The organism is Roseinatronobacter ekhonensis, from assembly GCF_900499075.1.
Taxonomy (GTDB): Bacteria; Pseudomonadota; Alphaproteobacteria; order Rhodobacterales; family Rhodobacteraceae; genus Roseinatronobacter; species Roseinatronobacter ekhonensis.
The window spans coordinates 1-21989 of record NZ_UIHC01000021.1; the positions used below are offsets into that span (position 1 = coordinate 1).

The 21989-nt window shown below is 61.5% G+C and carries 23 protein-coding genes and 1 tRNA gene; 10 read left to right on the plus strand and 14 right to left on the minus strand.

Annotation, left to right across the window (positions count from 1 at the left end; translation table 11 throughout):
• Positions 1-115: 115 nt before the first annotated feature.
• The 3 genes from ROE7235_RS10855 to ROE7235_RS10865 are packed head-to-tail and all read right to left on the minus strand — an operon-like array spanning position 116 to position 1813.
• Complete coding sequence (locus tag ROE7235_RS10855) at positions 116-370, minus strand: hypothetical protein (RefSeq protein WP_147434201.1); 255 nt, start codon at positions 368-370, stop codon at positions 116-118.
• Between the two features lie 37 nt (positions 371-407).
• A complete protein-coding gene (locus tag ROE7235_RS10860; RefSeq protein WP_121095532.1) occupies positions 408-935 on the minus strand; it encodes a gamma carbonic anhydrase family protein in 528 nt (175 codons plus the stop codon).
• Positions 935-1813 carry an NAD(P)-dependent oxidoreductase gene (locus ROE7235_RS10865; RefSeq protein ID WP_121095534.1) on the minus strand — a complete coding sequence of 293 codons (879 nt, stop codon included), beginning with the start codon at positions 1811-1813 and terminating at the stop codon, positions 935-937. Before ROE7235_RS10865 ends, ROE7235_RS10860 begins: the two co-directional genes overlap by 1 nt.
• Positions 1814-1917: 104 nt before the next feature.
• Between ROE7235_RS10865 and ROE7235_RS10870 the strand changes: the two genes are divergently transcribed.
• The 7 genes from ROE7235_RS10870 to gap all read left to right on the plus strand — a co-directional run bounded on the left by ROE7235_RS10870 (position 1918) and on the right by gap (position 9985).
• Positions 1918-4374 (plus strand): penicillin acylase family protein, encoded by a 2457-nt coding sequence (locus tag ROE7235_RS10870; RefSeq protein WP_121095616.1) that lies wholly within the window; start codon positions 1918-1920, stop codon positions 4372-4374.
• A 189-nt stretch (positions 4375-4563) separates the two neighbouring features.
• On the plus strand, positions 4564-5652 hold the full coding sequence (locus ROE7235_RS10875) for an OmpP1/FadL family transporter (protein ID WP_121095536.1): 1089 nt from the start codon (positions 4564-4566) through the stop codon (positions 5650-5652).
• Between the two features lie 126 nt (positions 5653-5778).
• A complete protein-coding gene (locus ROE7235_RS10880; RefSeq protein ID WP_121095538.1) occupies positions 5779-6633 on the plus strand; it encodes an ATPase in 855 nt (284 codons plus the stop codon).
• 5 nt (positions 6634-6638) lie between these two features.
• Positions 6639-7556, plus strand: a complete 918-nt coding sequence (gene metA / locus ROE7235_RS10885) for a homoserine O-acetyltransferase MetA (protein WP_121095540.1) — start codon at positions 6639-6641, stop codon at positions 7554-7556.
• Positions 7531-8472 carry an alpha/beta fold hydrolase gene (locus tag ROE7235_RS10890; protein ID WP_121095542.1) on the plus strand — a complete coding sequence of 314 codons (942 nt, stop codon included), beginning with the start codon at positions 7531-7533 and terminating at the stop codon, positions 8470-8472. Before metA ends, ROE7235_RS10890 begins: the two co-directional genes overlap by 26 nt.
• A gap of 13 nt (positions 8473-8485) precedes the next feature.
• A complete protein-coding gene (locus ROE7235_RS10895; RefSeq protein WP_183073475.1) occupies positions 8486-8905 on the plus strand; it encodes a rhodanese-like domain-containing protein in 420 nt (139 codons plus the stop codon).
• Positions 8906-8983: 78 nt separating this feature from the next.
• Positions 8984-9985 (plus strand): type I glyceraldehyde-3-phosphate dehydrogenase, encoded by a 1002-nt coding sequence (gene gap, locus ROE7235_RS10900; protein ID WP_121095546.1) that lies wholly within the window; start codon positions 8984-8986, stop codon positions 9983-9985.
• Positions 9986-10061: 76 nt separating this feature from the next.
• Here gap and ROE7235_RS10905 read toward each other — a convergent pair whose 3' ends face one another.
• The 6 genes from ROE7235_RS10905 to ROE7235_RS10930 all read right to left on the minus strand — a co-directional run bounded on the left by ROE7235_RS10905 (position 10062) and on the right by ROE7235_RS10930 (position 16190).
• Positions 10062-10535 carry an Hsp20 family protein gene (locus tag ROE7235_RS10905; protein WP_121095617.1) on the minus strand — a complete coding sequence of 158 codons (474 nt, stop codon included), beginning with the start codon at positions 10533-10535 and terminating at the stop codon, positions 10062-10064.
• A 153-nt stretch (positions 10536-10688) separates the two neighbouring features.
• The gene (locus ROE7235_RS10910) at positions 10689-11525 is read right to left on the minus strand and encodes a trypsin-like serine peptidase (RefSeq protein ID WP_121095548.1); all 837 of its coding nucleotides are present in this window, start codon (positions 11523-11525) and stop codon (positions 10689-10691) included.
• Positions 11526-11595: 70 nt separating this feature from the next.
• On the minus strand, positions 11596-12885 hold the full coding sequence (gene glcF, locus ROE7235_RS10915) for a glycolate oxidase subunit GlcF (RefSeq protein WP_121095550.1): 1290 nt from the start codon (positions 12883-12885) through the stop codon (positions 11596-11598).
• A 6-nt stretch (positions 12886-12891) separates the two neighbouring features.
• Positions 12892-13992, minus strand: a complete 1101-nt coding sequence (locus ROE7235_RS10920) for an FAD-binding protein (RefSeq protein WP_121095552.1) — start codon at positions 13990-13992, stop codon at positions 12892-12894.
• A gap of 94 nt (positions 13993-14086) precedes the next feature.
• Entirely contained in the window at positions 14087-15520 is a 1434-nt protein-coding gene (locus ROE7235_RS10925) for an FAD-linked oxidase C-terminal domain-containing protein (RefSeq protein WP_121095554.1), read from the minus strand.
• Between the two features lie 67 nt (positions 15521-15587).
• Positions 15588-16190, minus strand: coding sequence for an SAM-dependent methyltransferase (locus tag ROE7235_RS10930; protein WP_121095619.1), 603 nt, complete (start codon positions 16188-16190; stop codon positions 15588-15590).
• A gap of 959 nt (positions 16191-17149) precedes the next feature.
• On the opposite strand from ROE7235_RS10930, the gene ROE7235_RS10940 reads away from it, so the two are divergent.
• Together ROE7235_RS10940 and ROE7235_RS20940 are read left to right on the plus strand one after the other, a co-directional pair.
• On the plus strand, positions 17150-17773 hold the full coding sequence (locus ROE7235_RS10940) for a class I SAM-dependent methyltransferase (RefSeq protein ID WP_121095556.1): 624 nt from the start codon (positions 17150-17152) through the stop codon (positions 17771-17773).
• A gap of 192 nt (positions 17774-17965) precedes the next feature.
• Positions 17966-18103 (plus strand): HNH endonuclease, encoded by a 138-nt coding sequence (locus ROE7235_RS20940; protein WP_121095621.1) that lies wholly within the window; start codon positions 17966-17968, stop codon positions 18101-18103.
• A gap of 118 nt (positions 18104-18221) precedes the next feature.
• Here the strand turns inward: ROE7235_RS20940 and ROE7235_RS10950 are convergent.
• From ROE7235_RS10950 to ROE7235_RS10970, 5 genes are all read right to left on the minus strand, one after another.
• Positions 18222-18296, minus strand: a tRNA-Gln gene (locus ROE7235_RS10950).
• Positions 18297-18393: 97 nt separating this feature from the next.
• On the minus strand, positions 18394-18597 hold the full coding sequence (locus ROE7235_RS10955) for a YgaP family membrane protein (protein ID WP_121095558.1): 204 nt from the start codon (positions 18595-18597) through the stop codon (positions 18394-18396).
• Positions 18598-18669: 72 nt separating this feature from the next.
• Positions 18670-19305: a Crp/Fnr family transcriptional regulator gene (locus tag ROE7235_RS10960; protein ID WP_121095560.1), complete on the minus strand. Its 636-nt coding sequence runs from the start codon at positions 19303-19305 to the stop codon at positions 18670-18672.
• The gene (mmsB, locus tag ROE7235_RS10965) at positions 19305-20177 is read right to left on the minus strand and encodes a 3-hydroxyisobutyrate dehydrogenase (RefSeq protein ID WP_121095562.1); all 873 of its coding nucleotides are present in this window, start codon (positions 20175-20177) and stop codon (positions 19305-19307) included. Before mmsB ends, ROE7235_RS10960 begins: the two co-directional genes overlap by 1 nt.
• Positions 20174-21223 carry an enoyl-CoA hydratase/isomerase family protein gene (locus ROE7235_RS10970; protein WP_121095564.1) on the minus strand — a complete coding sequence of 350 codons (1050 nt, stop codon included), beginning with the start codon at positions 21221-21223 and terminating at the stop codon, positions 20174-20176. Before ROE7235_RS10970 ends, mmsB begins: the two co-directional genes overlap by 4 nt.
• A 92-nt stretch (positions 21224-21315) precedes the next feature.
• Here ROE7235_RS10970 and ROE7235_RS10975 point away from each other — a divergent pair, with 92 nt between their 5' ends.
• Positions 21316-21960 (plus strand): alternative oxidase, encoded by a 645-nt coding sequence (locus ROE7235_RS10975; protein WP_121095566.1) that lies wholly within the window; start codon positions 21316-21318, stop codon positions 21958-21960.
• The last annotated feature ends 29 nt before the right edge of the window (positions 21961-21989 follow it).

The following is a 21989-nucleotide window of genomic DNA, read 5'->3' on the forward strand; positions in this document are numbered from 1 at the left end:
CGACAAGCCCAAACCCTTCAAATGGACCAAAACCGCCGAGGACATCCTCACCCGGGAACGCCGCGCTCTGAACGCGCTCGATGAAATTCGCGGAAACAGGTAGGAAGTGTCAGACTCAGAACACTAGGTTTAAATCAGCATGTTTGGACCAATCAACTTTTCGTCCAGAGGCAGCCACGCAACTTGCCAATAATGGCCACAGCGCCGCTGTCATTTCGTCCTTTGCGTTTTGATTGTACTTAAGATCGTCTACCAAACGGTTTGGAAGTTCCCGCATCGCTGCGCGATGCGCAATGGTCACCGCCCAGCGGCGGGCGGTTTCGCGCTCTGCCTCCGTCTCATGCGGCAGGCTTTCCAGCCATGCCTGCAAGCTCTCGGCGTCCTTGATGTCCTCCGCCCGCACCCGCCTACTCCAAAGCCACCAGCCCCGCCTTGAAGCGGGCCATGTTGGCGCGGTAGCCTTCGGCGGAGTTTAGCAGCTTGGCCTGCGCGGCCTCGTCCAACTGCCGCACGACACGACCCGGCGCGCCCATGACAAGCGAGCCGTCGGGAATCTCTTTCCCCTCTGTCACCAGCGCGCCCGCCCCGATTAGGCAGCCGCGTCCGATGCGCGCGCCGTTCAGCACCGTCGCGCCCATGCCGATGAGCGAGCCGTCGCCGATGATACAGCCATGCAGCATCGCCTTGTGCCCGATGGTGCAATTGGCCCCAATCACCAGCGGGTAGCCCATATCGGTGTGCAGCACGCAATTTTCCTGAATGTTGCTGCCGGGGCCGACGGTGATAGCCTCGTTATCGCCGCGCAGGGTGCAGTTGAACCACACCGACGCGCCGGGGTGCAGCACGATATCGCCGATCAAGTGGCACCCCGGCGCGACCCAATAGTCGCCATCCTCTGGCAAGGTCGGGCGGCGGTCGCCAAGCGCGTAGAGCATCACCCCGCCCCCAGCTTGCGCAGCCGCTCGATCAGGCTGGACGTGTCCCAGCGCCCGCCGCCCATTTGCTGCACATCCTTGTAAAATTGATCAACGAGGGCGGTCACGGGCAGGGACGCGCCCACCTCATCGGCAGCGGCAAGGCAGATGGCGAGATCCTTGCGCATCCAATCCACCGCGAATCCGTGGTTGAACTCGCCGTCCAGCATGGTGCCGTGGCGGTTGGCCATTTGCCATGATCCGGCGGCGCCCTGAGAGATAACCTCGATCACCGCGCGACCATCCATGCCGGCTTTTTCGCCGAAATGCAGCGCTTCGGACAAGCCCTGCACCAACCCGGCAATGCAGATCTGGTTCATCATCTTGGCCATCTGGCCTGCGCCGCTGTCGCCCATGCGTTTGCAGGTGCGGGCATAGGCGGCCATGACGGGTTCGGCGCAGTCGTATTCGGCTTGGGAGCCCCCACACATGATCGACAGCGCACCGTTTTCCGCGCCGGCCTGCCCGCCGGAAACGGGTGCGTCGACAAAGCCGAGGCCAAGGTCGGCGGCGGCCTGCGACATCTCGCTGGTGACTTGGGCGGAGACCGTGGTGTGGTCGACAAAAACAGCGCCTTTGGTCATGCCCGCGAAGGCGCCATCCGGCCCGGTGCAGACGCCGCGCAGGTCGTCATCATTGCCAACGCAGGCCATGACGAACTCTGCGCCCTCTGCCGCTTTCGCAGGCGTCGCTGCAGACGCGCCGCCATGGGTGGCGACCCAAGCTTCGGCCTTGGCGGTGGTGCGGTTATAGACGGTCACGTCATGGCCCGCTTTCGCCAAGTGCCCCGCCATCGGGGCACCCATCACGCCCAGGCCCAGGAATGCCAGTTTTGCCATAGTCTCTCTCCCTCTCGAATTCTTGTGATTGCGCATCGCGCGCATGAGGCATAGCTATCAGCCCCAACGCAACGCCAAATGTAAAGCCAATCTGCCCCGTGCCCATATTCACCTTGTTTCGCTGGCTTGTCAGGCTGTTTCTGGGCCTGGCGCTGATCGTGCTTCTGGCCGTGGTCGGCGTGTCTTATTTCGCCTCGCGCTCGGTGCCCGATTATGCCGGGCAGCGCACGGTAGATGGCATTTCCGCGCCGGTCGAGATTGTGCGCAACACCCATGCGGTGCCGCATATTTTCGGGGAAACGGATCCGGATGTGTTCTTCGGGCTGGGCTATGCGCATGCACAGGACCGGCTGTGGCAAATGCAGATGTCGCGGCGCATGGCGCAAGGGCGTCTGTCGGAAATGTTCGGGACCAGCACCTTGCGCACCGACGAGTTGATGCGGCGGCTGGACCTATACAGCCTGTCGCGCGCGGCGGTTGACGCCCAAGACGCCCCGACCCGTGCCGCGCTGGAGGCATATTCCGACGGGATCAATGCATGGCTTATGCAGGTCAACGAGGGCGCGCAGGGGCGCGGCGCGCCAGAGTTCTTCCTGTTCGATGCAGAAATGCCGTTGTGGCAACCTGCGGACAGTATTGCCATTCTGAAACTGATGGCCGTGCAGCAAAACACCCAGATTGCCCGCGAAGTGCGGCGCGCGCGGCTGTCCTTGGCGCTGGAGGGCACGGGGCTGGGGGCGGTGCTGCCGGATGTGACCCCCGCAGAGGACGGCGCGCTTCCCGATTTCAGCCAGCTTTTCCCAACCGCACCACAGGGCAGCAACCCCGCAAGTGGCGCGCTGCCGTTCCTGTGGCTGGACACGCCCGAACTGACAGGGGCCGCAAGCAGCGTTGCCGCCGCGCCAAGCCGCGCTGCCGCCGATGGGGCGCTTCTGGCCAACAGCCCGCAGATGCGTCTGTCGGCGCCGTCGATGGTGTATCTGGCAAGGCTGGACCTGAGCAGCGGCGGCGTGATCGGGGCGACCGTTCCGGGCCTGCCCTTTGTATTGTCGGGCCGCTCGCCTGCGCTTGGATGGGGGGTCGGGCCCGCATATCTGGATGATTCCGATCTGTTTCTGGAAGAACTGAACCCCGAAGCCCCCACCCAATACCGCACGCCCGACGGCTGGGCAGAGTTTGACAGCCGCGGTTCCATCATCCGCATCAAAGATGCCGATCCGGTCACCTTGACACTACGTTGGTCGCAGAATGGTCCGGTCCTGTCGGGCGGTTTGCTGGGGCTGGGCAATATCACCCCCCCCGGCCACGTTGTGACGCTGGGCGCGACCGTGCTGAGCGCGAACGACACGTCTATGACGGCGGCAATGCGGCTGATGCAGGCACAAACCCTGGATGAGGCGCTGGAGGCTGGCGCGTTATTCGTCGCGCCCGCGCAGAACCTGATGCTGGCGACGGATGAACGCATTGCCTTGCAGACCATCGGGCGGATGCCCCGCCGCAGCGCCGAGGCGCAAACCAAAGGCCGTATGCCGACGCCCGGATGGCTCCGCGAAAACCGCTGGCTGGGCACCCTGCCCTATTCCGCCAACCCCAGCTTTATAGACCCCGACAACGGCGTTCTGGGCAACACCAACAACAAACTGCTGGACCGTCCCTTTCCGTTGCATGTGTCGCATGACTGGGGCGATACCCAGCGGATCGACCGCCTGATGCATCTGGTCGGCGCGCGCAGCGTGCACACGCGCGACAGCCTGATAGAGGCGCAGTTGGACACCGTCAGCCCTGCGGCGCGACGCTTGTTGCCACTGGTTGCCGCCAATCTTTGGTTTTCCGGCGATGCTGCGGCAGAGGGAACACGCGCGCACACGCGGCAGCGCGCCTTGCGCCTGCTTGCCGACTGGAATGGCGAGATGAACGAACATCTGCCGGAACCGCTGATCTATGCCGCTTGGATGAGCGCGCTTCAGCAACGGCTGATACAGGATGAATTGGGTCCGCTGACAGACAGCTTTACCCATGTCGATCCGGCCTTCATAGAGCAGGTGTTCCAAGGCCGGCGCGGGGCGGACGCGTGGTGCGATATCATCCAGTCCAGCGTGACGGAAACCTGCGACGACATGGCCCTGCTGGCGCTGGATGACGCGCTTGTGCAACTGGAAGGGCGGTTTGGACCCAGTCTGGAAAGCTGGCGCTGGGGCGATGCACATACGGCGCGCCATGACCATCCGGTGCTGCGCGATGCTGCGCTGTTGCGCTATGTCGTCAATATCCGGCAATCCACCTCCGGCGGCGATCACACGCTGAACCTTGGGCGTGTTTCAGGCGACCCCGAAGACCCGTTCGCCCATGTTATGGGGCCGGTCTATCGCGGGGTGTATGATTTCGCAGACCCGGAAAGCTCTGTCTTCATCACATCGACGGGGCAATCGGGCCACCCATTGTCACGACATTATGACGATCTGGGCGATCTGTGGCGGCGGGGAGAATATATTCCCATGACACTTGACCCCGATCTGGCCCGTGCGGGAACGATTGGCGTGATCACCCTGTCGCCGCGATAGCGGTCTGCACGGGTCACAGCCCTTCCAAGCAAGGTTTGCGTCACTTTTAGGCAACTTGACGCAAGGTCGCTTAAAAGTTGACCCGAAGTCAAAAATGACAAGTGAACCGTCATAGTGCCAACTTTCACCGAAATGTCATGTTTCGCGGCGTGGGAGGGATTCGCGCCGATCGCTCGGGAGGAGATTAAGATGCGTATTGGTGTGATATCCGCACTGGCTTGCGCCGTGGCCGCGCCCGCTTTCGCGGGTGGTGTCGAACGGTCCAGCCAGCCCATGTCGATTCTTTTCGAGGAGGGGCGCTATCTGGAAGGCGGCCTGACCTACGGTCGTCCCAGCCTGACCGGCAATCTGGCCGCCAGATTTGGCGGCACCGCCACCGGCAATATCGCCAACAGCTATTTTTCCGGTTCTCTCGGCTACAAGGCCGATATCAACGAAAAGCTGTCTTACGCGATCATCCTCGACCAGCCCATCGGGGCCGATGTTGTCTATCCGGCCGGGTCTGCGCTGGCCACGTTAAGTGGCGAGATCAAGAGCACCGCGCTGACAGGGGTTCTGCGCTACAAATTCGGCGGCGGCGTTTCGGCCTATGCCGGGGTGCGGTCTGTCTGGACCAGCGGTGCTGTGTCCATTCCTGCGGCGGTTGTAAACGCGCTGGGTGGCCCTGCGGCGGATTACGTCATGACCAGCAACACCGATCAGGCCTTTGGCTATCTGGTCGGCGTGGCCTATGAAAAACCCGAAATCGCGCTGCGTGTCGCGCTGACCTACCAGTCAGAGGTCAAGCACGGCTTTACCGCGCAAGAAAGCTTTGGCGGCGCGCCGCTGCCCGCAACCGGGTTTACCACCACAATCCCGGATTCGCTTACGCTCGATGTCCGCAGCGGGGTGGCCAAGGACACATTGGTCTTCGGGTCCATCCGTTGGGTGAACTGGAAAGACTTCGTCATCCCGGCCCCCGCGCTTGGCGTCAATATCGTCAGCTACCCGGAAAACTCTGTCACCTACACGCTGGGCGTGGGCCGCAAGTTCAACGAAAACTGGTCCGGCTCTATCAGCGTGTCGCATGACACGGGCACCGGCAATCCGACCAGCAATCTTGGCCCTGTCGGCAAGCGCAATTCCATCGGCGTCGGTGTGTCCTATACCCGCGATGCGATGACCATCAGCGCCGGACTGCAATACTCGCGCATCGGCGCGGCAACGACCACGCTTGGCAGCACCTTTGACGACAATTCGGCCATTGGCGCGGGCATGCGGATCGGTTTCAGATTCTGAGTGCGACCTGTTGTGTCAAAACGGCCCTGTCCGCCAACAGCGGGCAGGGCTTTTCGCTGCGCGCTTGATTGACCTGCCACAGGCCACGGGCTAGCAAGGCCGCACCCTGCAACAGGATAAGCCGCCATGCCCCTGCCAACTGCCCAAGACTGGACCGCCGCGTCCGAGCGCCGCGTCATGCTGTTTGGCATGTCGGGACTGGGCAAAACCCATCTGGCCAAGCTGTTGCGCGATGGCGGTGACTGGTTTCACTATTCGGTCGATTACCGGATCGGCACACGCTACATGGGCGAATACATCGCCGACAATTTCAAGCGCGAGGCGATGCGCGTGCCGCTGCTGCGCGAGTTGTTGCTGACCGACTCGGTCTACATCTCGTCCAACATAACGTTCGACAATCTTGCCCCCTTGTCCACCTATCTGGGCAAACCGGGCGACCCCGACAAAGGCGGGCTGCCCTTTGACGAATACATGCGCCGTCAGGACCAGCACCGCGCCGCCGAAATCGCCGCGCTGCGCGACACCGTTCCGTTTATCGCGCGGGCCGAAGACCTTTACGGCTACCGCAATTTTGTCTGCGACACCGGCGGCTCCATCTGCGAGGTGATCGACCCGTTCGACCCGGATGACACCCTGATGAGCGAATTGACCGCGCATGTGTTGCCGGTCTGGATAGAAGGGTCCGACGCGCATACGGCTGAATTGGTGCGCCGTTTTGATCGCGCGCCCAAGCCGATGTATTACCAACCCGAATTCCTGACCGCCGCATGGGCCGACTACCTGACGCAAACCGGCAAGACCGAAGACGCGGTTGACCCCGACGCCTTTGTGCGCTGGACCTATGCGCGCGCATTGGCACATCGCGCGCCGCGCTACCGTGCCATGGCCGAAAACTGGGGCGTGACCGTCAGCGCCGAGGAGGTGGCACGCGTCACCGATTGCGATAGTTTCAACGCCCTGATCACCACCAAGCTGGACTGAGCCCGATGCCCATCAAACTGCCCGAAACCCTGCCCGCCTATGACGTGCTGTCGCGCGAAGGCGTGATGGTCATGTCCGAAAGCGCGGCCTCTACGCAGGATATCCGGCCTTTGCGCATTGGGCTGTTGAACCTGATGCCCAAGAAGATCCAGACAGAAAACCAGTTTGCCCGGCTGATCGGCGCGACGCCGTTGCAGATAGAACTGTCGCTGATCCGCATGACAGAGCATGAAACCAAGACCACCGCCGCCGCCCATATGGAAGAATTCTACCGCCCCTTCGCAGACGTGAAGAACGAGAAATTCGACGGTCTTATCATTACAGGCGCGCCGATCGAGCATCTGGACTACCCCGATGTCACCTATTGGGACGAGCTGACAGAGGTGTTCGACTGGACACAAACCCATGTGCACCACACCTTCGGGGTGTGCTGGGGCGGCATGGCGATGCTGGCACATTTCCACGGCGTGCCCAAGCACATGCTGGCCGAAAAGGCGTTCGGCTGCTTTCGCCATCGCAACATGGCGCCCGCCTCGCCCTATCTGCGCGGGTTTTCCGATGATGTTCTGATCCCAGTCAGCCGCTGGACAGAATTGCGCCAGTCCGAGATCGACGGCGTTGCAGGGCTGAACACGCTGATCGCCTCTGACGAGGTGGGGCCCGCGCTTATTGAAGACGCTGCGCACCGGGCCCTGATGATGCTGAACCATTTCGAATATGACAGCACCACCCTGAAAGAAGAATACGACCGCGATATCGAAGGCGGCAAACCCATTGCGGTGCCGCGCAACTACTACCCGGATGACAATCCCGCGCGCATGCCCATGAACAGGTGGCGCAGCCACGCGCATCTTCTATATGGTAACTGGATCAACCAGATATATCAGACAACACCCTATGACCTTGCACAGATCGGCCGCTAAGCTGGCACTCTTTTCGCTTGTCGCGGCCACCACCGTGGCCTGCGCACGCGCGGCCAGCACCACTGACGACCCGCCCGAGGGGGCTTATATCGCGCTGGACGGTGGGCGCGTGCATGCCGTGGTGCAAGGCGAAGGGCCGGATCTGGTGCTGATCCACGGCGCGAACGGCAATGCGCGCGATTTCACCTTCGATCTGGTGGGCCGGATGGCGCAGGATTTCCGCGTGATCGCGCTGGATCGTCCCGGCTTTGGCCACTCCGACGCGTTTGGCGGCCCCGAAAGCCCGCTGGACCAAGCCACGATTCTGCGCGCGGCGGTGGATCAGTTGGGGGTTGAACGCCCCTTGGTGCTTGGCCATTCCTATGGCGGGGCGGTCGCAATGGCATGGGCCTTGCAGGCGCCCGATGATGTGGCGGGGCTGACGCTGCTGGCCCCCGCCGTCTACCCGTGGCCGGGTGAATTGGGGCTTTGGTATCAGCTTTCATCGTCTTGGCTGGGGCAGAACCTTGTGTTGCCCTTGGTGGCAGGGCTGGCCCCGCGTGCGGCGGTCGAACGTAGTCTGGAAGGCGTGTTCGCGCCGAACCCCGTGCCAGAGGGATATCTGGACCATTTGGGGTTTGACCTGACCTTGCGCGCCAGCCAGCTCAGCCTGAACGCACGGCAGGTGGACAGCCTGAAGGGGTATGTCGAGGCGATGTCGGGCGGCTATCCGGCGCTGGACATGCCGATAGAGATTGTCCATGGCGATGCGGACACGACCGTTGGCCTGTCATTCCACTCGGAGCGCATGGCCGATACGTTGGACAATGCGAACCTGACCATCCTGCCCGGTGTGGGCCATATGCCGCATCACGCAAGGCCCGAGGATGTGGCAAAAGCGATCCGCCGCACGCATGCGCGCGCAACCGCAAATTAACCCCGGAGAGATCATGCGCTTCCTGACCCTCGCCTTTGTCGCTCTGTTTGGTCTGGGAAGCCCAGCCGTCGCGCAACAGCACTACGTTGCGCAACCTTCGGCCACCGAATTGCAAAGCGCCGATGTGCTGTTGGTGGATATCCGCCGCCCCGAAGAATGGGCGCAAACCGGCGTGCTGCCGAACGCGCATTTGCTGACATACGAGCATTTCGACACGCCAGAGGCGTTTCTGGCAGCCCTTGCCCCGCAGTTGGACGGCCGCCCCGTGGCGCTGATCTGCCGCACAGGCAACCGCACCAACACGGCCGCCCGCGCCTTGGCAGGGTTATTGGACCAGCCCGTGATCGACATTCAGGGCGGCATCACCCGGCTGATGCGCGACGGCTATCAACCCAGTGCCCCCACCCGCGCCCAAGGCTGCACCACCTGCTGACTCGCCGCCCGTATGCGCGCTTGATTTTCGCTATGCTTTCGTGTTAGCGCAAACGCGAAATTGAGTGGAGGGAATATCATGACCACACGTCTTGCAATCAACGGCTTTGGCCGGATCGGCCGACTGGTGCTGCGCGCGCTGGTCGAACAGAACCGCGACGATATCAAGATCGTTGCCATCAACGATCTTGGCCCGGTCGAGAGCATCGCCCATCTGCTGCGCTTCGACAGCGTGCACGGACGGTTTCCGACAGAGGTAACAGTCACCGATGGCAATATCGACGTTGGGCGCGGCCCCATCAAGGTCACGGCAGAGCGTGATCCCGCCAACCTGCCGTGGGACGATATCGACATCGTGCTGGAATGCACCGGCATATTCGCGGATGCCGACAAGGCCAAGATCCATCTGGGCAAGGCCGGCAAAGTGCTGGTTTCGGCCCCGTCGAAAGGCGCTGACAAAACCATCGTTTATGGTGTGAACCATGATAGCCTGACGGCTGGTGACAAGATCGTATCGAACGGGTCGTGCACCACCAATTGCCTGTCGCCGGTTGCCAAGGTGCTGAATGACGCGGTCGGCATTTCGCGCGGCTTCATGACCACCATACACAGCTATACGGGCGACCAACCGACGTTGGATGCGATGCATAAAGACATGTACCGCGCCCGCGCCGCCGGGATGAGCATGATCCCCACCTCGACCGGTGCCGCCAAGGCGGTTGGGCTTGTGCTGCCGGAACTGGCGGGCAAGCTGGACGGTGTGGCGATCCGCGTGCCCACGCCCAATGTGTCGGTGGTGGACCTGACCTTTGAAGCGGCGCGCGACGTGACCGCCGAAGAGATCAACGCCGCGGTGGTCGCGGCGGCTGGTGATGGACCTCTCAAGGGCATCCTTGGTGTGACCGACCAACCCAACGTGTCGATGGATTTTAACCATGACCCGCGCTCCAGCATTTTCCATCTGGACCAGACCAAGGTTCTGGAAGGGCGCATGGTGCGCGTTCTGTCATGGTATGACAATGAATGGGGGTTTTCGAACCGGATGCTTGATACCGCTGCGGCAATGGCGCGGGCGGGCTGACGGCCCCATCACTCGACAAAAAACCCGGCCGAATGGCCGGGTTTTCGCGTTCGAGGTAACGACCGAGTTTCGCCTGTCAGGCAGCACGTTCCTGCACGAGCTTCTCTGTCTGGTGGCCAAGCGGCTCGCGCGCGATGTCGATCCGGCGCGGTTTCAATGCTTCGGGCAGTTCGCGCTGCAAGTCGATATGCAGCATGCCGTCAGCATGGCTGGCACCGGTCACGCGCACATGGTCGGCCAGATGGAACCGGCGCTCGAACGCACGGGTCGCGATGCCGCGGTGCAGGTATTCGCGGGCGGCGCTGTCGTCCTCTGCGGTGCGGGCCGTGACCAAAAGCGCGTTTTCCTTGACCTCGACACTCAGGTCATCGGCGCGGAACCCGGCCACGGCAAGCGAAATCCGATAGCCGTTTTCGCCCGTCTTTTCAATATTGTAAGGCGGGTAACTGGGTGCCTGTAGGTCGCTGGACATGACGCGGTCCAGCATTTCTGCCATCTGGTCGAAGCCGACACTGGCACGGTAAAGTGGGGTGGGATCAAAACGACGCATAAGCATCCTCCTATCTGAAGCGATGAGTTGCACGCCTTCCGTCTGGACAGGCGCTGTTCAGGCGTCCGGGCCCATATTTGGCTCCCGGACCCATCAGATGTGGGATGCCCGTTTCAGCGATTCAAGAGGGATCAACAGTGGGAGAACGCCTGCTCAGGGGCGCAAGAACCGTGCACCGCCCTCGCTGGTCATACTCCGAGGCGCAGTTTGTGTGACCGAGGTGCTGGCCGGTGCCTGAATGAACCGGCGGTCACGCTGGCTCAACGCCGCGCGCAAGGTGTCCAGCTTGGGACCAAGTGCCACCCCGAAAGAAATGTCGCCGACATACTCCCCCGCCTCAGAGACGCCTTTGGCAGAGATGACCGACACGATTTCAGCGCGTCCACTCTCGAAGGAAAAGACAGGCGAGCCCGAGGCCCCGAAATCGACCGCGCAGGTCATATAGACCACCCCCTGCGCGACACTGTCCAGAACGCGGCAACGGTCTTGCAGCGATGGTGCTTCCAACCGACCACGCGCATATGACACAACACCCACCGTGTCACCGCGCTGCGGTCGGTCCTGCACTGCGAAGGGCACCACGCCGCGATTTGTAATTGGATGGACAAGCTCCAGCAACGCCAGATCATTGATCACTGTGTCCGGCGTCGCATAGCGCGCAACGCGGTAGCCGGGGTGCACGACAGAACGCAGCACGCGCCCTTCGGCCACGGCATGCCCGTTGCGCCAACCTGCGCGGAACAGGAAATCCTCGTCATCGTAGCGTTTGCCGGTATCGCGGTCGAACAGGCAATGCGCTGCTGTCAGCACCAGCCGCTGCGAAATCAGGGCGCCGGTACAAAAGCCGTGCCCGGCGATGTCGATGCGCCCGACCGCTTCCCAGCCTTGCGCGGTCAGACCTGTTTCCAGCAGGGTCAACGGCTTGTCTTGCGCCTGCGCCATGTTCGACAGGCAAAAGACAAGCACCAACAGGGCACGCAAAACTGGCATGATCTCTCCGACACAACTGGCTTTGCCAAGCCTTAGCGCGCCCCCAAGGCGCGCTTGCGGCGAAACCGTGTCAGCTTTGCGTCAGCGCACGCGGGCGCGGCCCGCCCGTCGCCCAGTCCAGCAATTCGACCGTGTGCACCACTGGGATTTCGGTGCCGCCGCCGATCTGCATCATGCACCCGATATTGCCTGCGGCGATGATATCGGGCTGCTTGGCCTCCAGTGTTTCGACTTTGCGCGCCTTCAGTTGCTTCGAGATCTCTGGCTGCATCAGGTTATAGGTGCCGGCAGACCCGCAACACAGGTGACTGTCTTTCGGTTCCGTCACCGTGAACCCTGCGCGTTTCAGCAAATCCTTGGGGAAGGTCTTTATCTGCTGGCCGTGCTGCAAAGAACAGGCAGCGTGATAGGCCACTTTCATGTCCTGCTTTTCGCCTTTCGGCAGATCCAGCTTCATCAACACTTCGCTGACATCCATGGCAATTTCGCTCACGGCCTTCGCCTCTGCCGCCAAAGGCTCATTGCGGAACATATGACCGTAATCTTTGACGGTCGTACCACAGCCGCTTGTGTTGATGACAATCGCATCCAGCCCGCCAGTTTGCATTTCGCCATGCCACGCACGGATGTTCTTGGCGGCGGTGGCGTGGCTTTCCTGTGTCTTGCCCATATGGTGCGTCAGCGCTCCGCAACAGCCCTGCCCGTCCGCGATCACGACCTCTGCCCCCAAGCGGCGCAGCAGGCGGATCGTGGCGTCGTTGATGTCGGTGTTCAGCGCGCGTTGGGCGCAACCGGTCATCAGCGCCACGCGCATTTTCTTGGTGCCATGTGGGGCAAAGACCTGTGGGTCGTCATTCCGGCTGACCGGCGGGATAACCTTTGGCGCCATTTCCAGCATGGCGCGCAAACGCGGGTCTGGCAGCAGCCCGCGGAACGGCCGACCGATCTTGGCTCCCAGCAGCGCCAGACGGAACCGCCCCGGATAGGGCAGGATTTTCGACAGCACCCAGCGGAGCATACGTTCAAAAAGCGGGCGCTTGTAGGTCTGCTCGATATACTCGCGCGCATGGTCCACCAGGTGCATATAGTGCACACCGGACGGGCATGTCGTCATACAGGCCAGACAGGACAGGCAGCGGTCAACATGCTTGACGGTTTTTTCATCCGCCGGGCGGCCTTTTTCCAGCATGTCCTTGATCAGGTAAATCCGCCCGCGCGGGCTGTCCAATTCATCGCCCAACACGGCATAGGTCGGGCAGGTTGCCGTGCAAAACCCGCAATGCACGCAGTTGCGCAACACCTCGTTAGAGCGTTGGATCGCCGGGTCTTTCAACTGGTCGGGGGTAAAGGTCGTTTGCATGGTGGATTATCCCATCAGGCCAGGGTTCAGCACCCCGCGCGGATCAAACTTGGCGCGCAAGCCCTGCGACAGGGCGGCGATCGGGCCACTCTCTGGCTGGAATACGGGCAGGCGCGCGCGGGTGGCCTCGCTCCCGCGGATCAGGGTGGCATGGCCCGAAATCGGGCCGACTTGCGCGCGCAAGTCGGTGCTGTCCGGCACAAGCGCCCAGATCAGGCCGCCGCCCCAATCCATCTGGACAGGCCCGCCGATCTTGGCCACCAGCTCAGGCGCCTCCGAGGGCGCTACAGATAGACGCCAGACATCACCAGACTGCCCCGCGAACGCCGTAACATCACGGATACTGCGCCACAGCGCAGCACTTTCGTCGCCTTCGAGGACCTCCCAGTCACCGCCCAGCACCTCCGCCAATGCGGCTCTGCGGTGGGCGATCTGCTCGGCAAACCCCTCAATGCGCAGACACACCCGCCCGGCCGTGTCGCGCGCGGCGGCATTCACTTCATAAGGTGTCCCCAAGGCGGCAGACATGCAGGCCACGGCTGCGTCCGGCGTCATCTCGGCGCTGACAAGCGTGGCCTGTACCTCTGGCACGGGCAGCAGCTTGAAACTGCATTCCGACAGCACCCCCAGCGTGCCCCATGACCCGGCCATCAGCTTGACCAGATCATAGCCGGTGACGTTCTTCATCACGCGTCCGCCATTCTTCACAATGCGGCCCTGCCCGTCCACAAAACGCACCCCGATCAGGCTGTCGCGGCAGGCCCCGACAATCACCCTGCGCGGGCCGGAGGCATTCGCGGCGACCATGCCGCCCACGGTCGGCGTGCCCTCGGTCCCCAGTAGCGCACGCATGTCCATAGGCTCGAATGGCAAGCGCTGGTTCTCGGCGGCAAGCGCAGACTCGACATCGCCCAGCGGCGTGCCTGCTGCCGCTACAAGCGTCAGCGCACCCGGCTCATACAGCGAAATGCCCTGCAATCCCGTGGTCTCCAGCACCTCGGCAGTGCCGGGCATGCCCAGATTACGCGTGCCGCCCCCGCGGATGCGCAAGGGACCAGAGGCCGCGCGCACCATGTCCGATAAGTCAGCCTCAGTCGTGGGGCGCATCGGTGGCCCTCCTCTGTTCTGTCATCAATTCATCCTTGCCCCAAATATCCTGGGGGTGAATGGGCGCGCCAGCGCCCAGAGGGGGCAAAGCCCCTTACGCCGCGCGGCGCGCGGCGCTGGCTTCCAGCGGAAAGACCTTGGCAGGGTTCAACAGCCATTGCGGGTCGAACACATCCTTGACAGCCATTTGGGCATCCAGATCATCGGGCGCGAATTGCACGTTCATCAGATCGCGCTTTTCGATCCCCACGCCATGTTCGCCGGTCAGGCAGCCGCCGACCTCGACGCACAGCTTCAGGATTTCCGCGCCGAACGCCTCGCACAGTTCCAGATCGCCGGGTTTGTTCGCATCGTACAGGATCAGCGGGTGCATGTTTCCATCGCCCGCGTGGAAGACATTGGCAACGCCCAGCCCGAATTCTTCCGACATTTCGCCGATGCGTTTCAGAACATAGGGCAGGCTCGACACCGGGATCGTGCCGTCCAGACACATGTAGTCGGCAATCTGCCCCATCGCGCCAAAGGCCGATTTGCGGCCCAGCCAGATTTTCTTGCTTTCCTCGTCCGACTGGCTTTCGCGCAGTTCAACCGGGTTGTGCCGATGCGCGATTTGTTTGATCAGACCAAGCTGTTCGTCGATTTCCGCGTCAGAACCTTCGACCTCGACAATCAATAATGCCTCGCAATCGGGGTAGCCGGCATGGGCGAAATCTTCTGTCGCGCGGATGCAGGGACGGTCCATGAATTCGATCGCCACGGGAAGCACACCCGCCTTGATAATGTCGGACACGCAAGCCCCTGCCACCTCGTTGCTGTCGAACCCCATCAGCACCGGGCGCGCGCCCTCGGGCTTGGGCAGGATGCGCAGGGTCGCTTCGGTGACGATACCCAACTGCCCCTCCGATCCGCAGATCAGGGCCAGCAGGTCATAGCCTGCCGCGTCCAGATGGGTGCCGCCGATTTCCAACACCGTGCCGTCCATCGTAACCAGCGTCACGCCCAGCAGGTTGTTGGTGGTCACGCCGTATTTCAGACAATGCGCGCCACCCGAATTCATCGCGATATTGCCTGCGATCGCGCAAGCCAACTGGCTGGACGGGTCGGGCGCGTAGAAAAATCCGTCCCCCTCGACCTCGCCCGTGACCGCCAGATTGGTGATACCGCTCTGCACACGAATGGTTCGGTTTGGGTAGCTGACCTCCATGACCTCACGCAGGCGCGCAACGCCAAGAATGATCGAATCCTCGGTCGGCAAAGCGCCGCCCGCCAGCGACGTGCCAGACCCGCGCGGCACGACCGGCACGGCTTCCTCATGACAAACCTTCATGATCGCTGCGACCTGTTCGGTGCTGTCGGGCAGCACGACGGCCAACGGCAAACACCGATAAGCGGTCAGCGCGTCGCATTCATAGGCGCGGCGCTCGGCTTCGTCAGAGATCAGCGCCTCGGACGGCAGCAGATCCGCGAGCCGCGCGATGACGCGATCGCGTTTCGACATAATCGCTGCATTGGGGATAGGCATGTCCATTCTCGGTCCTCCCAGCCGGTATTGGTAAAATAATATTACCAATTTTTCAAAAATCAAGCAAAACCTGCTATTCAGGTTTGCGCGCAATGAAGTCTATCAGGGCGGACATGCCCGCGTGGCCTGCACCTTCGCGGATATCGCGGTCATAGGCGCGGCAGAGCTCTACCTGCCAGCCTGGAAACGCCGCGCGTAGCATGTCCTCGGTATACAGGTTTTCGACCGCCCGCGGCCCGCCCGTGCCATAGGCCAGCTGTTCGGGGCGGTAGCCATGCAGGAACAGCACGCCGCCGGGGCGCAGGCTGGCGGCCATGCGTTCAAACATCGCCGTCCGGGCATCCGGCCCGGTGAATTGAATAAAAATACCGGCAACCAGATCGAACGCACCGGCCCACTCGCTCGGCCAGTCGGCCAGCAAATCAGCCTGCACGAAATCGACCTCAACACCGCGCGATTCCGCCAGCGTCTTGGCCTTGCGCAAGCCCGAGGGTGCGTAATCGGCCGCGGTCACGGACAATCCGCACTCGGCCATGAAGACAGAATTGCGCCCCTCTCCATCTGCGACGGCCAAGGCCTTTTGTCCTTGCACCAACCAGTCAGCATGATCGCGTAAGGCTGCCGCGGGGTCGGTGCCGAAGACATAATCCGGCGTTGCGAAACGCTCTTCCCACATGATGCACATGGCTCCTGAAACAAAGCCCGCATCATGCCAAATTGCCACCACAAAGCAACCGCGCTGGCTTAGTCAGCAACACACCGTCATGCCGACCGATGCCGCTATCCGTCATGAAGTCAGTTTTGTGGGTAATATTGGCTGGGGTGGTAGGAGCCCTTGACTGCTGATGAACCTTAACAGTTTTCTCCTCTGGCCTTGGCAACTGGGGCAGTTCTTGGGGCGATTTCAGAGTCGTTCGACCAGTTTGGCCGCGAAGCCAGACTTTCCCGCGAGCCTCACCCTCGCCCTAGAGAGACCCACAGGCAGACGCTGGGCGGTTAGACGGGGGAAGCCATGCCCATCACCGACCTGTGGCCTCCTGGTGCTCCTCTGAAAAAAGCAAAGGGAAAGAAAGTCCCCCAGCGTTGCCGCCGGAGGGTGCTAGGGGGTGAGTGGTCAAATAATGCGCGCGCCTGTCCTGACGGGCATCCTATCTCATATCGCAAATCAGAGTTCCTCGGTCCGAGTTGCCGTGTTTTAGGCAGTGCAGAGAATGAAGGGCCTGTTCGAGATGCCAGCACTTGATCCCCCTGGATGCACGTGTAACTGAATTTACCTTGGGCGCTGGCAATGATCCGATGCTAGACATGTCCACGGCAGTCTCGACCGTCCGGGAACAAGCGCCACTTTTCTGCCAACGATAGGCGGTCGTCAGACCGAACGATAAACTTGGGAAAAAACAAATGAAGCTATACTTCTTCTACTCCAAAACCCGAAAGTTCTCGTGTGTTATGACGCGGAAGTTATCTGACACCTTGTCGCGGAATTTCTTCCATTCCTGCGGGATGGTCTCACGCATGAATGCAAGGATGGCGTCGGCGAATTGCTTCTGCAGGACTCGGAGTATACTGGAAAAGATAAAGAAACTTTTTTCTCGCAGGGTCGAGCAAGATATTTACAGGCAGACGATAGGTGACGTGAAGGTCCAGTCGTTTTCGGGGTACAAGTTGGTTTCCTACGAAAAAGATGGCCAGTTCGACTATGAAGCCTATCGGAGAGTACAAGAGGCCGGGAACAAGCGGAAACTCAACTCTGTCTTTGTGCTGGAAGAGGTGATCCACGGCATTGCCGATCATGCACGCAGTAGCGGTGTCGTGCGTAGGGTTCTATGCCACGGCACGCGCAACGCCGCTGAGCAGGGATTTTTCAAAGGGGCAATTCCCGGAGTAGACGTGATCGGCACAGAAATTTCGGAAACCGCTACCCAATTCCCAGATACGATCCAGTGGGACTTTCACGACCTAAAGGACGAATGGATCAATGCTTTCGACATCCTTTATTCAAACAGCTGGGATCACAGCTTTGATCCGGAAAAGCTTTTCAAGGCCTGGTCTTCGTGTGTTGCTCCGGGTGGAATTATGGCGTTAGAGCACACCAGCCGCCACGAGCCGGGTGCAGTAAATGCGCTGGATCCCTTTGGAGTTACGCTTGAAGGGTTGGTTGATCTCGTTTCGGTCAACTCAACACTGACGAAGGAGGCGATCCTGACGTTCGAAGCCAAGCGCCCTCGGCGCATCGTCATTTTCCGAAAACCAACCTGAGATGACCTGATTACGACAGGGCTGAAACATGGCCAAAAAAAGACATAGAAGGTTACCCCCGACGCAGCCGAAGCCACGCCGGAGGACCAGGGGTCATGTTAGTCGCTTGGTGATCACGTAGTCAGCCAATGTCTGCCAGTAGTGGTCCCGGTCCCGGAACCCCTGTGCGCGGGCAGCAAGACACCGGCTGCGATGGATGAGGTGGTCCGGCATCGGTGTCACAACAGGCGCTGTATTAACCCGGAACATCTGACGCTGGGCTCAAAGGCGGACAATAAACGCGATGACTGGGACTACTCGGCCAATGGCGTCGACTTCTGGATCCTGTGACCGCGTCTCAGCCCAACATTAAAGGTCCCTACCCGGTCCACCCGGGAGGGGCAGAATCTGGGGCATTTCAGAGAGGCGTGGGAGCAATCTGCTGTTTCAAGTCTGGCCTGAAACGAACTGGCTGGGGTGGTAGGATTCGAACCTACGATACACGGTACCAAAAACCGATGCCTTACCGCTTGGCTACACCCCAACCGTGAGCGGCTTTTTAGACAAGGCGCAGATTGGCTGCAAGCCCAATCTGCGCCCAAACTTCCAAGAAAATCACGGCCGCACGAACGGCCGAAATCTTACTTCTTCAGGGAACAGGTGTTCATCCCGAATATCGAATAAACCGGGCAGGACTGCATAAGACCGGTCGCCAGCGGCACGATCCCAATCAGATACAACCAGCTATAGGCGGCTCCCATGTTCAAAAAGAATCCAAGGATCAGCGCCGCGCCCACGACGATTCGAAGAATACGGTCAATCCCGCCTACGTTTTTTGCCAGCATGGTGATGGCTCCTTTCTTGATTTGATGACCCCAACATACAGCGCAGGCGTATCCTGTCTGTGACATCGTCACTCAGGCAATGCGCGCAAGCCCGGCGCGATCCAGAATTGTGATCTGCCCGCGCTGTGTGGCGATCAGCTTTTGGGTTGCCCATCGCTCCAACTGTCGCGACACCACCTCGCGGGCACTGCCGATGCGTGCGGCAAGCTCGGCATGGGTTGCGTGCACCTGTGCATCAGTGGCCAGATCCAGCAATGCACGCGCCAAGCGCGCCTCTATCCGGGTGAAGGCGACGGTTTCCAGCAACGATGTCAACTCTGCCATACGCGCGGCAAAAGCCCTGAAAACAAAGGCCCTGAAAATGGCAGAGCCGTCCATCAGCCGTGCGAATTCCGCCGCCGGAATCATCACGATCCGCGCTGGCGTAACCGTCGTCGCGTCGCCGGTATAGGCCACATCCCCCATCAACGCCAAGGTGGTCTGGATGCAGCTTTGTCCGGGTTCTATCGCGTATAGCAGAATTTCCCGGCCAGAGGCGGCGGTCAGCGTCACCTCTACCCGTCCGTCAAGCACCATGGCAAAGCCCTGTGCGCTGTCGCCGGCGCGAAACAGGGACCGACCGGTCGGCACCTCCATGCAGGGCAGCGCGTCCAGCCGCGCAGCAATGTCCGCGTCCAGCCCCGGCAGCAGCGCACCCGCCCATGCCATCAGCCACGCCCGCGCGATGAAAACCGAGGCAACAACGCTGAAAAGTCCCGCCCGCGCCCGTCCTCATCCTCTACAAACGCGGTGTACAGCGCCAAGGCTCGCGCGCCCATCGGTGTATCGGCATCCACGGCTTCGGCAGCAATTTGCGACAGGCGCAGGTCCTTCAGCATCAACTCTGCCGCGAACCCCGGTCTATAGTCATTGTCGGACGGGCTTTGCGGGCCAATGCCCGGCGCGGGGCAGTAAGCATTCATCGACCAGCTATACCCAGAGGATGTGCTAACCACGTCGAACATCCGCGCACGGTCCAGCCCCAGTTTGTCGGCCAGTGCAAAAGCTTCGCATGTGACCGCCATCGTCGCGCCAAGGATCATGTTGTTGCAGATCTTGGCGGCCTGCCCTGCCCCTGCGCTACCACAATGCACCGCTTTCTGGCCCATGATCGCAAACAAGGGCTGCACCGTGGCAAAAGCGGCATCGGAGCCGCCGACCATAAAGGTCAGTGTGCCCGCGCCCGCGCCGCCCACGCCCCCCGATACCGGCGCATCCAACGCGCCAAGGCCCGCGGCTTCGGCCTGTTCGGCCACCGCACGGGCGCTCTCGACATCCACGGTAGAGCAGTCGCAAAGTACCGCACCCGCAGCCATGGCCGGAATGATCGTGCCCGCGACCTCGCGCAGGATCGCGCCATTGGGCAACATGGTCAGGACCACATCCGCGCCTGCCACCGCCGCCTCTGCGCTCTGTGCAGCGGTCACGCCCTCGGGACAGGAAGCTGTCAGGTCGAACCCCGCCACTTTATGCCCCGCCTGCGCCAGGTTGGCCGCCATGGGCGCGCCCATATTGCCCAAGCCGATAAACCCGATCTTCATAGCCTCTCTCCCTCTGCTCCGTCGAATGTCAATGTCCGCGCCCCCAGCGGGGCCAGCATCGCCGCCACGTCTGCCTGTGTCACCTCTGCAAGGCTTGCGTGTTTCCAGCGCGGGGCCCGGTCCTTGTCGATGATCGCTGCACGAATGCCTTCCAGAAAATCAGAGGCCTCTGTTGCGCGATAGGTGAAGCGGTATTCCATCTCCAACGCCGTTTGGATATCCGGTGCAGGCCCAAGGCGGCGCAAACTCTCCAACGCGCAGGCCTGCGCAAGCGGCGAGCCTCGCGCGATGCCCGCTTGCGCCTCTTTCGCGAAATCACTGCCATCGGTATCGAGGGCTGCGCAAATCGCGGCGCCAGTGTGGTCGCGGAACAGCCGGTCAATTGCCCCGGCCCGCGCCGCCAATGAGCTTTCCGGCGCCGGGTGCTTGGGGAGGCAGGACAGATCGCCGGTTGTCACAAGCCCGGCGACCAAATCTGCCCAGTCCGCCCGTGGCACAAAGCAATCCGCGAAACCAGCCCAGATGGCACATCCCGGCCCCATCCGCGCGCCTGTCAGTGCCAGATAGGCCCCCGCACGTCCTGGCGCCCGCGCCAGCAGGCGCGACCCGCCGACATCCGGAACGATTCCCACGGCGCATTCTGGCATGGCAATACAGCTTGTTTCGCACAGAATACGGTGGCTTGCATGGCATCCCAACCCGACACCGCCGCCCAGCGTAAACCCCTGCATCAGGGTCACCACGGGTTTCACATACTCGGCAATCCGCGCATTCATCCGGTATTCATCTGCCCAGAAGCGGCGACCATACCCGTGATCGCCCGCGCGCCCCGTGGCATACATCTCTGCCAGATCACCGCCCGCGCAGAACGCCTTGTCGCCGGTCGCATCCATGATGACCAGGGCCACGGCATCGTCGCTGGCCCAGCGCCGCAGGGCGGCGTCAATCTCGCGGCACATCTCGTAGCTCAGCGCGTTCAGCGCCTGCGGCCGATCCAGTGTTATGCGGCCCGCGCGACCTTCGCGGCGGATATGCAAATCGGTCATCCCGTCGCCCCTGCGGCCATATGGGGCATGGCGTCGCATCCTCTTGCCCACTCTGTGGCCACTCCCATTTCTTGTTTAAAAAGGAGTATCACATGTTCGATTTTGACCAGAACAAAGACCTCAACCTTACTCAACACCACGCCCCACGCGACGCGTCCGACCGTGTTGCGCTCCGAGTGGTCAAATTCATGCGGCTTTTCGCCGATGCGTTCTTTGCCAAGCGCTACGGCCACCGCGCCGTGGTGCTGGAAACCGTGGCCGCCGTGCCCGGCATGGTGGGCGGCATGCTGCAACATCTCAAGGCGATCCGCCGCATCCGCGACGATCAGGGCTGGATTCGCGAGCTTCTGGACGAAGCGGAAAACGAGCGCATGCATCTGATGGCCTTTATCAAGATCGCGCAGCCAACTTGGCTGGAACGTGCAATTATCCTGCTGGCGCAGGGCGTGTTCTTCAACCTGTATTTTCTGCTCTACCTTGTCGCACCCAAGACCGCGCATCGTGTCGTGGGGTATCTAGAGGAAGAGGCCGTCATCAGCTACACGCAGTATCTGGAACAGGTTGATGCGGGTAGTGTCGAGAACGTCCCCGCCCCGCAACTGGCGATCGACTATTGGAAGCTTGCGCCCGATGCCCGCCTGCGCGAGTTGATCATCGCCGTGCGCGCCGACGAGGCCGCCCATCGTGACCATAACCACGGCTACGCCAATGCCATCCGCGACGGGCAGCACGACTGATCCTTTCATCCTTGCCCAAATATCCTGCG

Excerpts from the sequence above, each read along its gene's own strand:
- ROE7235_RS10860 (WP_121095532.1), bottom strand. The coding sequence starts at position 935 with ATGCTCTACGCGCTTGGCGACCGCCGCCCGACCTTGCCAGAGGATGGC.
- ROE7235_RS10865 (WP_121095534.1), bottom strand. The coding sequence starts at position 1,813 with ATGGCAAAACTGGCATTCCTGGGCCTGGGCGTGATGGGTGCCCCGATG.
- ROE7235_RS10875 (WP_121095536.1), top strand. The coding sequence starts at position 4,564 with ATGCGTATTGGTGTGATATCCGCACTGGCTTGCGCCGTGGCCGCGCCC.
- ROE7235_RS10880 (WP_121095538.1), top strand. The coding sequence starts at position 5,779 with ATGCCCCTGCCAACTGCCCAAGACTGGACCGCCGCGTCCGAGCGCCGC.
- metA (WP_121095540.1), top strand. The coding sequence starts at position 6,639 with ATGCCCATCAAACTGCCCGAAACCCTGCCCGCCTATGACGTGCTGTCG.
- ROE7235_RS10890 (WP_121095542.1), top strand. The coding sequence starts at position 7,531 with ATGACCTTGCACAGATCGGCCGCTAAGCTGGCACTCTTTTCGCTTGTC.
- ROE7235_RS10895 (WP_183073475.1), top strand. The coding sequence starts at position 8,486 with ATGCGCTTCCTGACCCTCGCCTTTGTCGCTCTGTTTGGTCTGGGAAGC.
- gap (WP_121095546.1), top strand. The coding sequence starts at position 8,984 with ATGACCACACGTCTTGCAATCAACGGCTTTGGCCGGATCGGCCGACTG.
- ROE7235_RS10905 (WP_121095617.1), bottom strand. The coding sequence starts at position 10,535 with ATGCGTCGTTTTGATCCCACCCCACTTTACCGTGCCAGTGTCGGCTTC.
- ROE7235_RS10910 (WP_121095548.1), bottom strand. The coding sequence starts at position 11,525 with ATGCCAGTTTTGCGTGCCCTGTTGGTGCTTGTCTTTTGCCTGTCGAAC.
- glcF (WP_121095550.1), bottom strand. The coding sequence starts at position 12,885 with ATGCAAACGACCTTTACCCCCGACCAGTTGAAAGACCCGGCGATCCAA.
- ROE7235_RS10920 (WP_121095552.1), bottom strand. The coding sequence starts at position 13,992 with ATGCGCCCCACGACTGAGGCTGACTTATCGGACATGGTGCGCGCGGCC.
- ROE7235_RS10925 (WP_121095554.1), bottom strand. The coding sequence starts at position 15,520 with ATGGACATGCCTATCCCCAATGCAGCGATTATGTCGAAACGCGATCGC.
- ROE7235_RS10930 (WP_121095619.1), bottom strand. The coding sequence starts at position 16,190 with ATGTGGGAAGAGCGTTTCGCAACGCCGGATTATGTCTTCGGCACCGAC.
- ROE7235_RS20940 (WP_121095621.1), top strand. The coding sequence starts at position 17,966 with ATGGATGAGGTGGTCCGGCATCGGTGTCACAACAGGCGCTGTATTAAC.
- ROE7235_RS10955 (WP_121095558.1), bottom strand. The coding sequence starts at position 18,597 with ATGCTGGCAAAAAACGTAGGCGGGATTGACCGTATTCTTCGAATCGTC.
- ROE7235_RS10960 (WP_121095560.1), bottom strand. The coding sequence starts at position 19,305 with ATGGCATGGGCGGGTGCGCTGCTGCCGGGGCTGGACGCGGACATTGCT.
- mmsB (WP_121095562.1), bottom strand. The coding sequence starts at position 20,177 with ATGAAGATCGGGTTTATCGGCTTGGGCAATATGGGCGCGCCCATGGCG.
- ROE7235_RS10970 (WP_121095564.1), bottom strand. The coding sequence starts at position 21,223 with ATGACCGATTTGCATATCCGCCGCGAAGGTCGCGCGGGCCGCATAACA.
- ROE7235_RS10975 (WP_121095566.1), top strand. The coding sequence starts at position 21,316 with ATGTTCGATTTTGACCAGAACAAAGACCTCAACCTTACTCAACACCAC.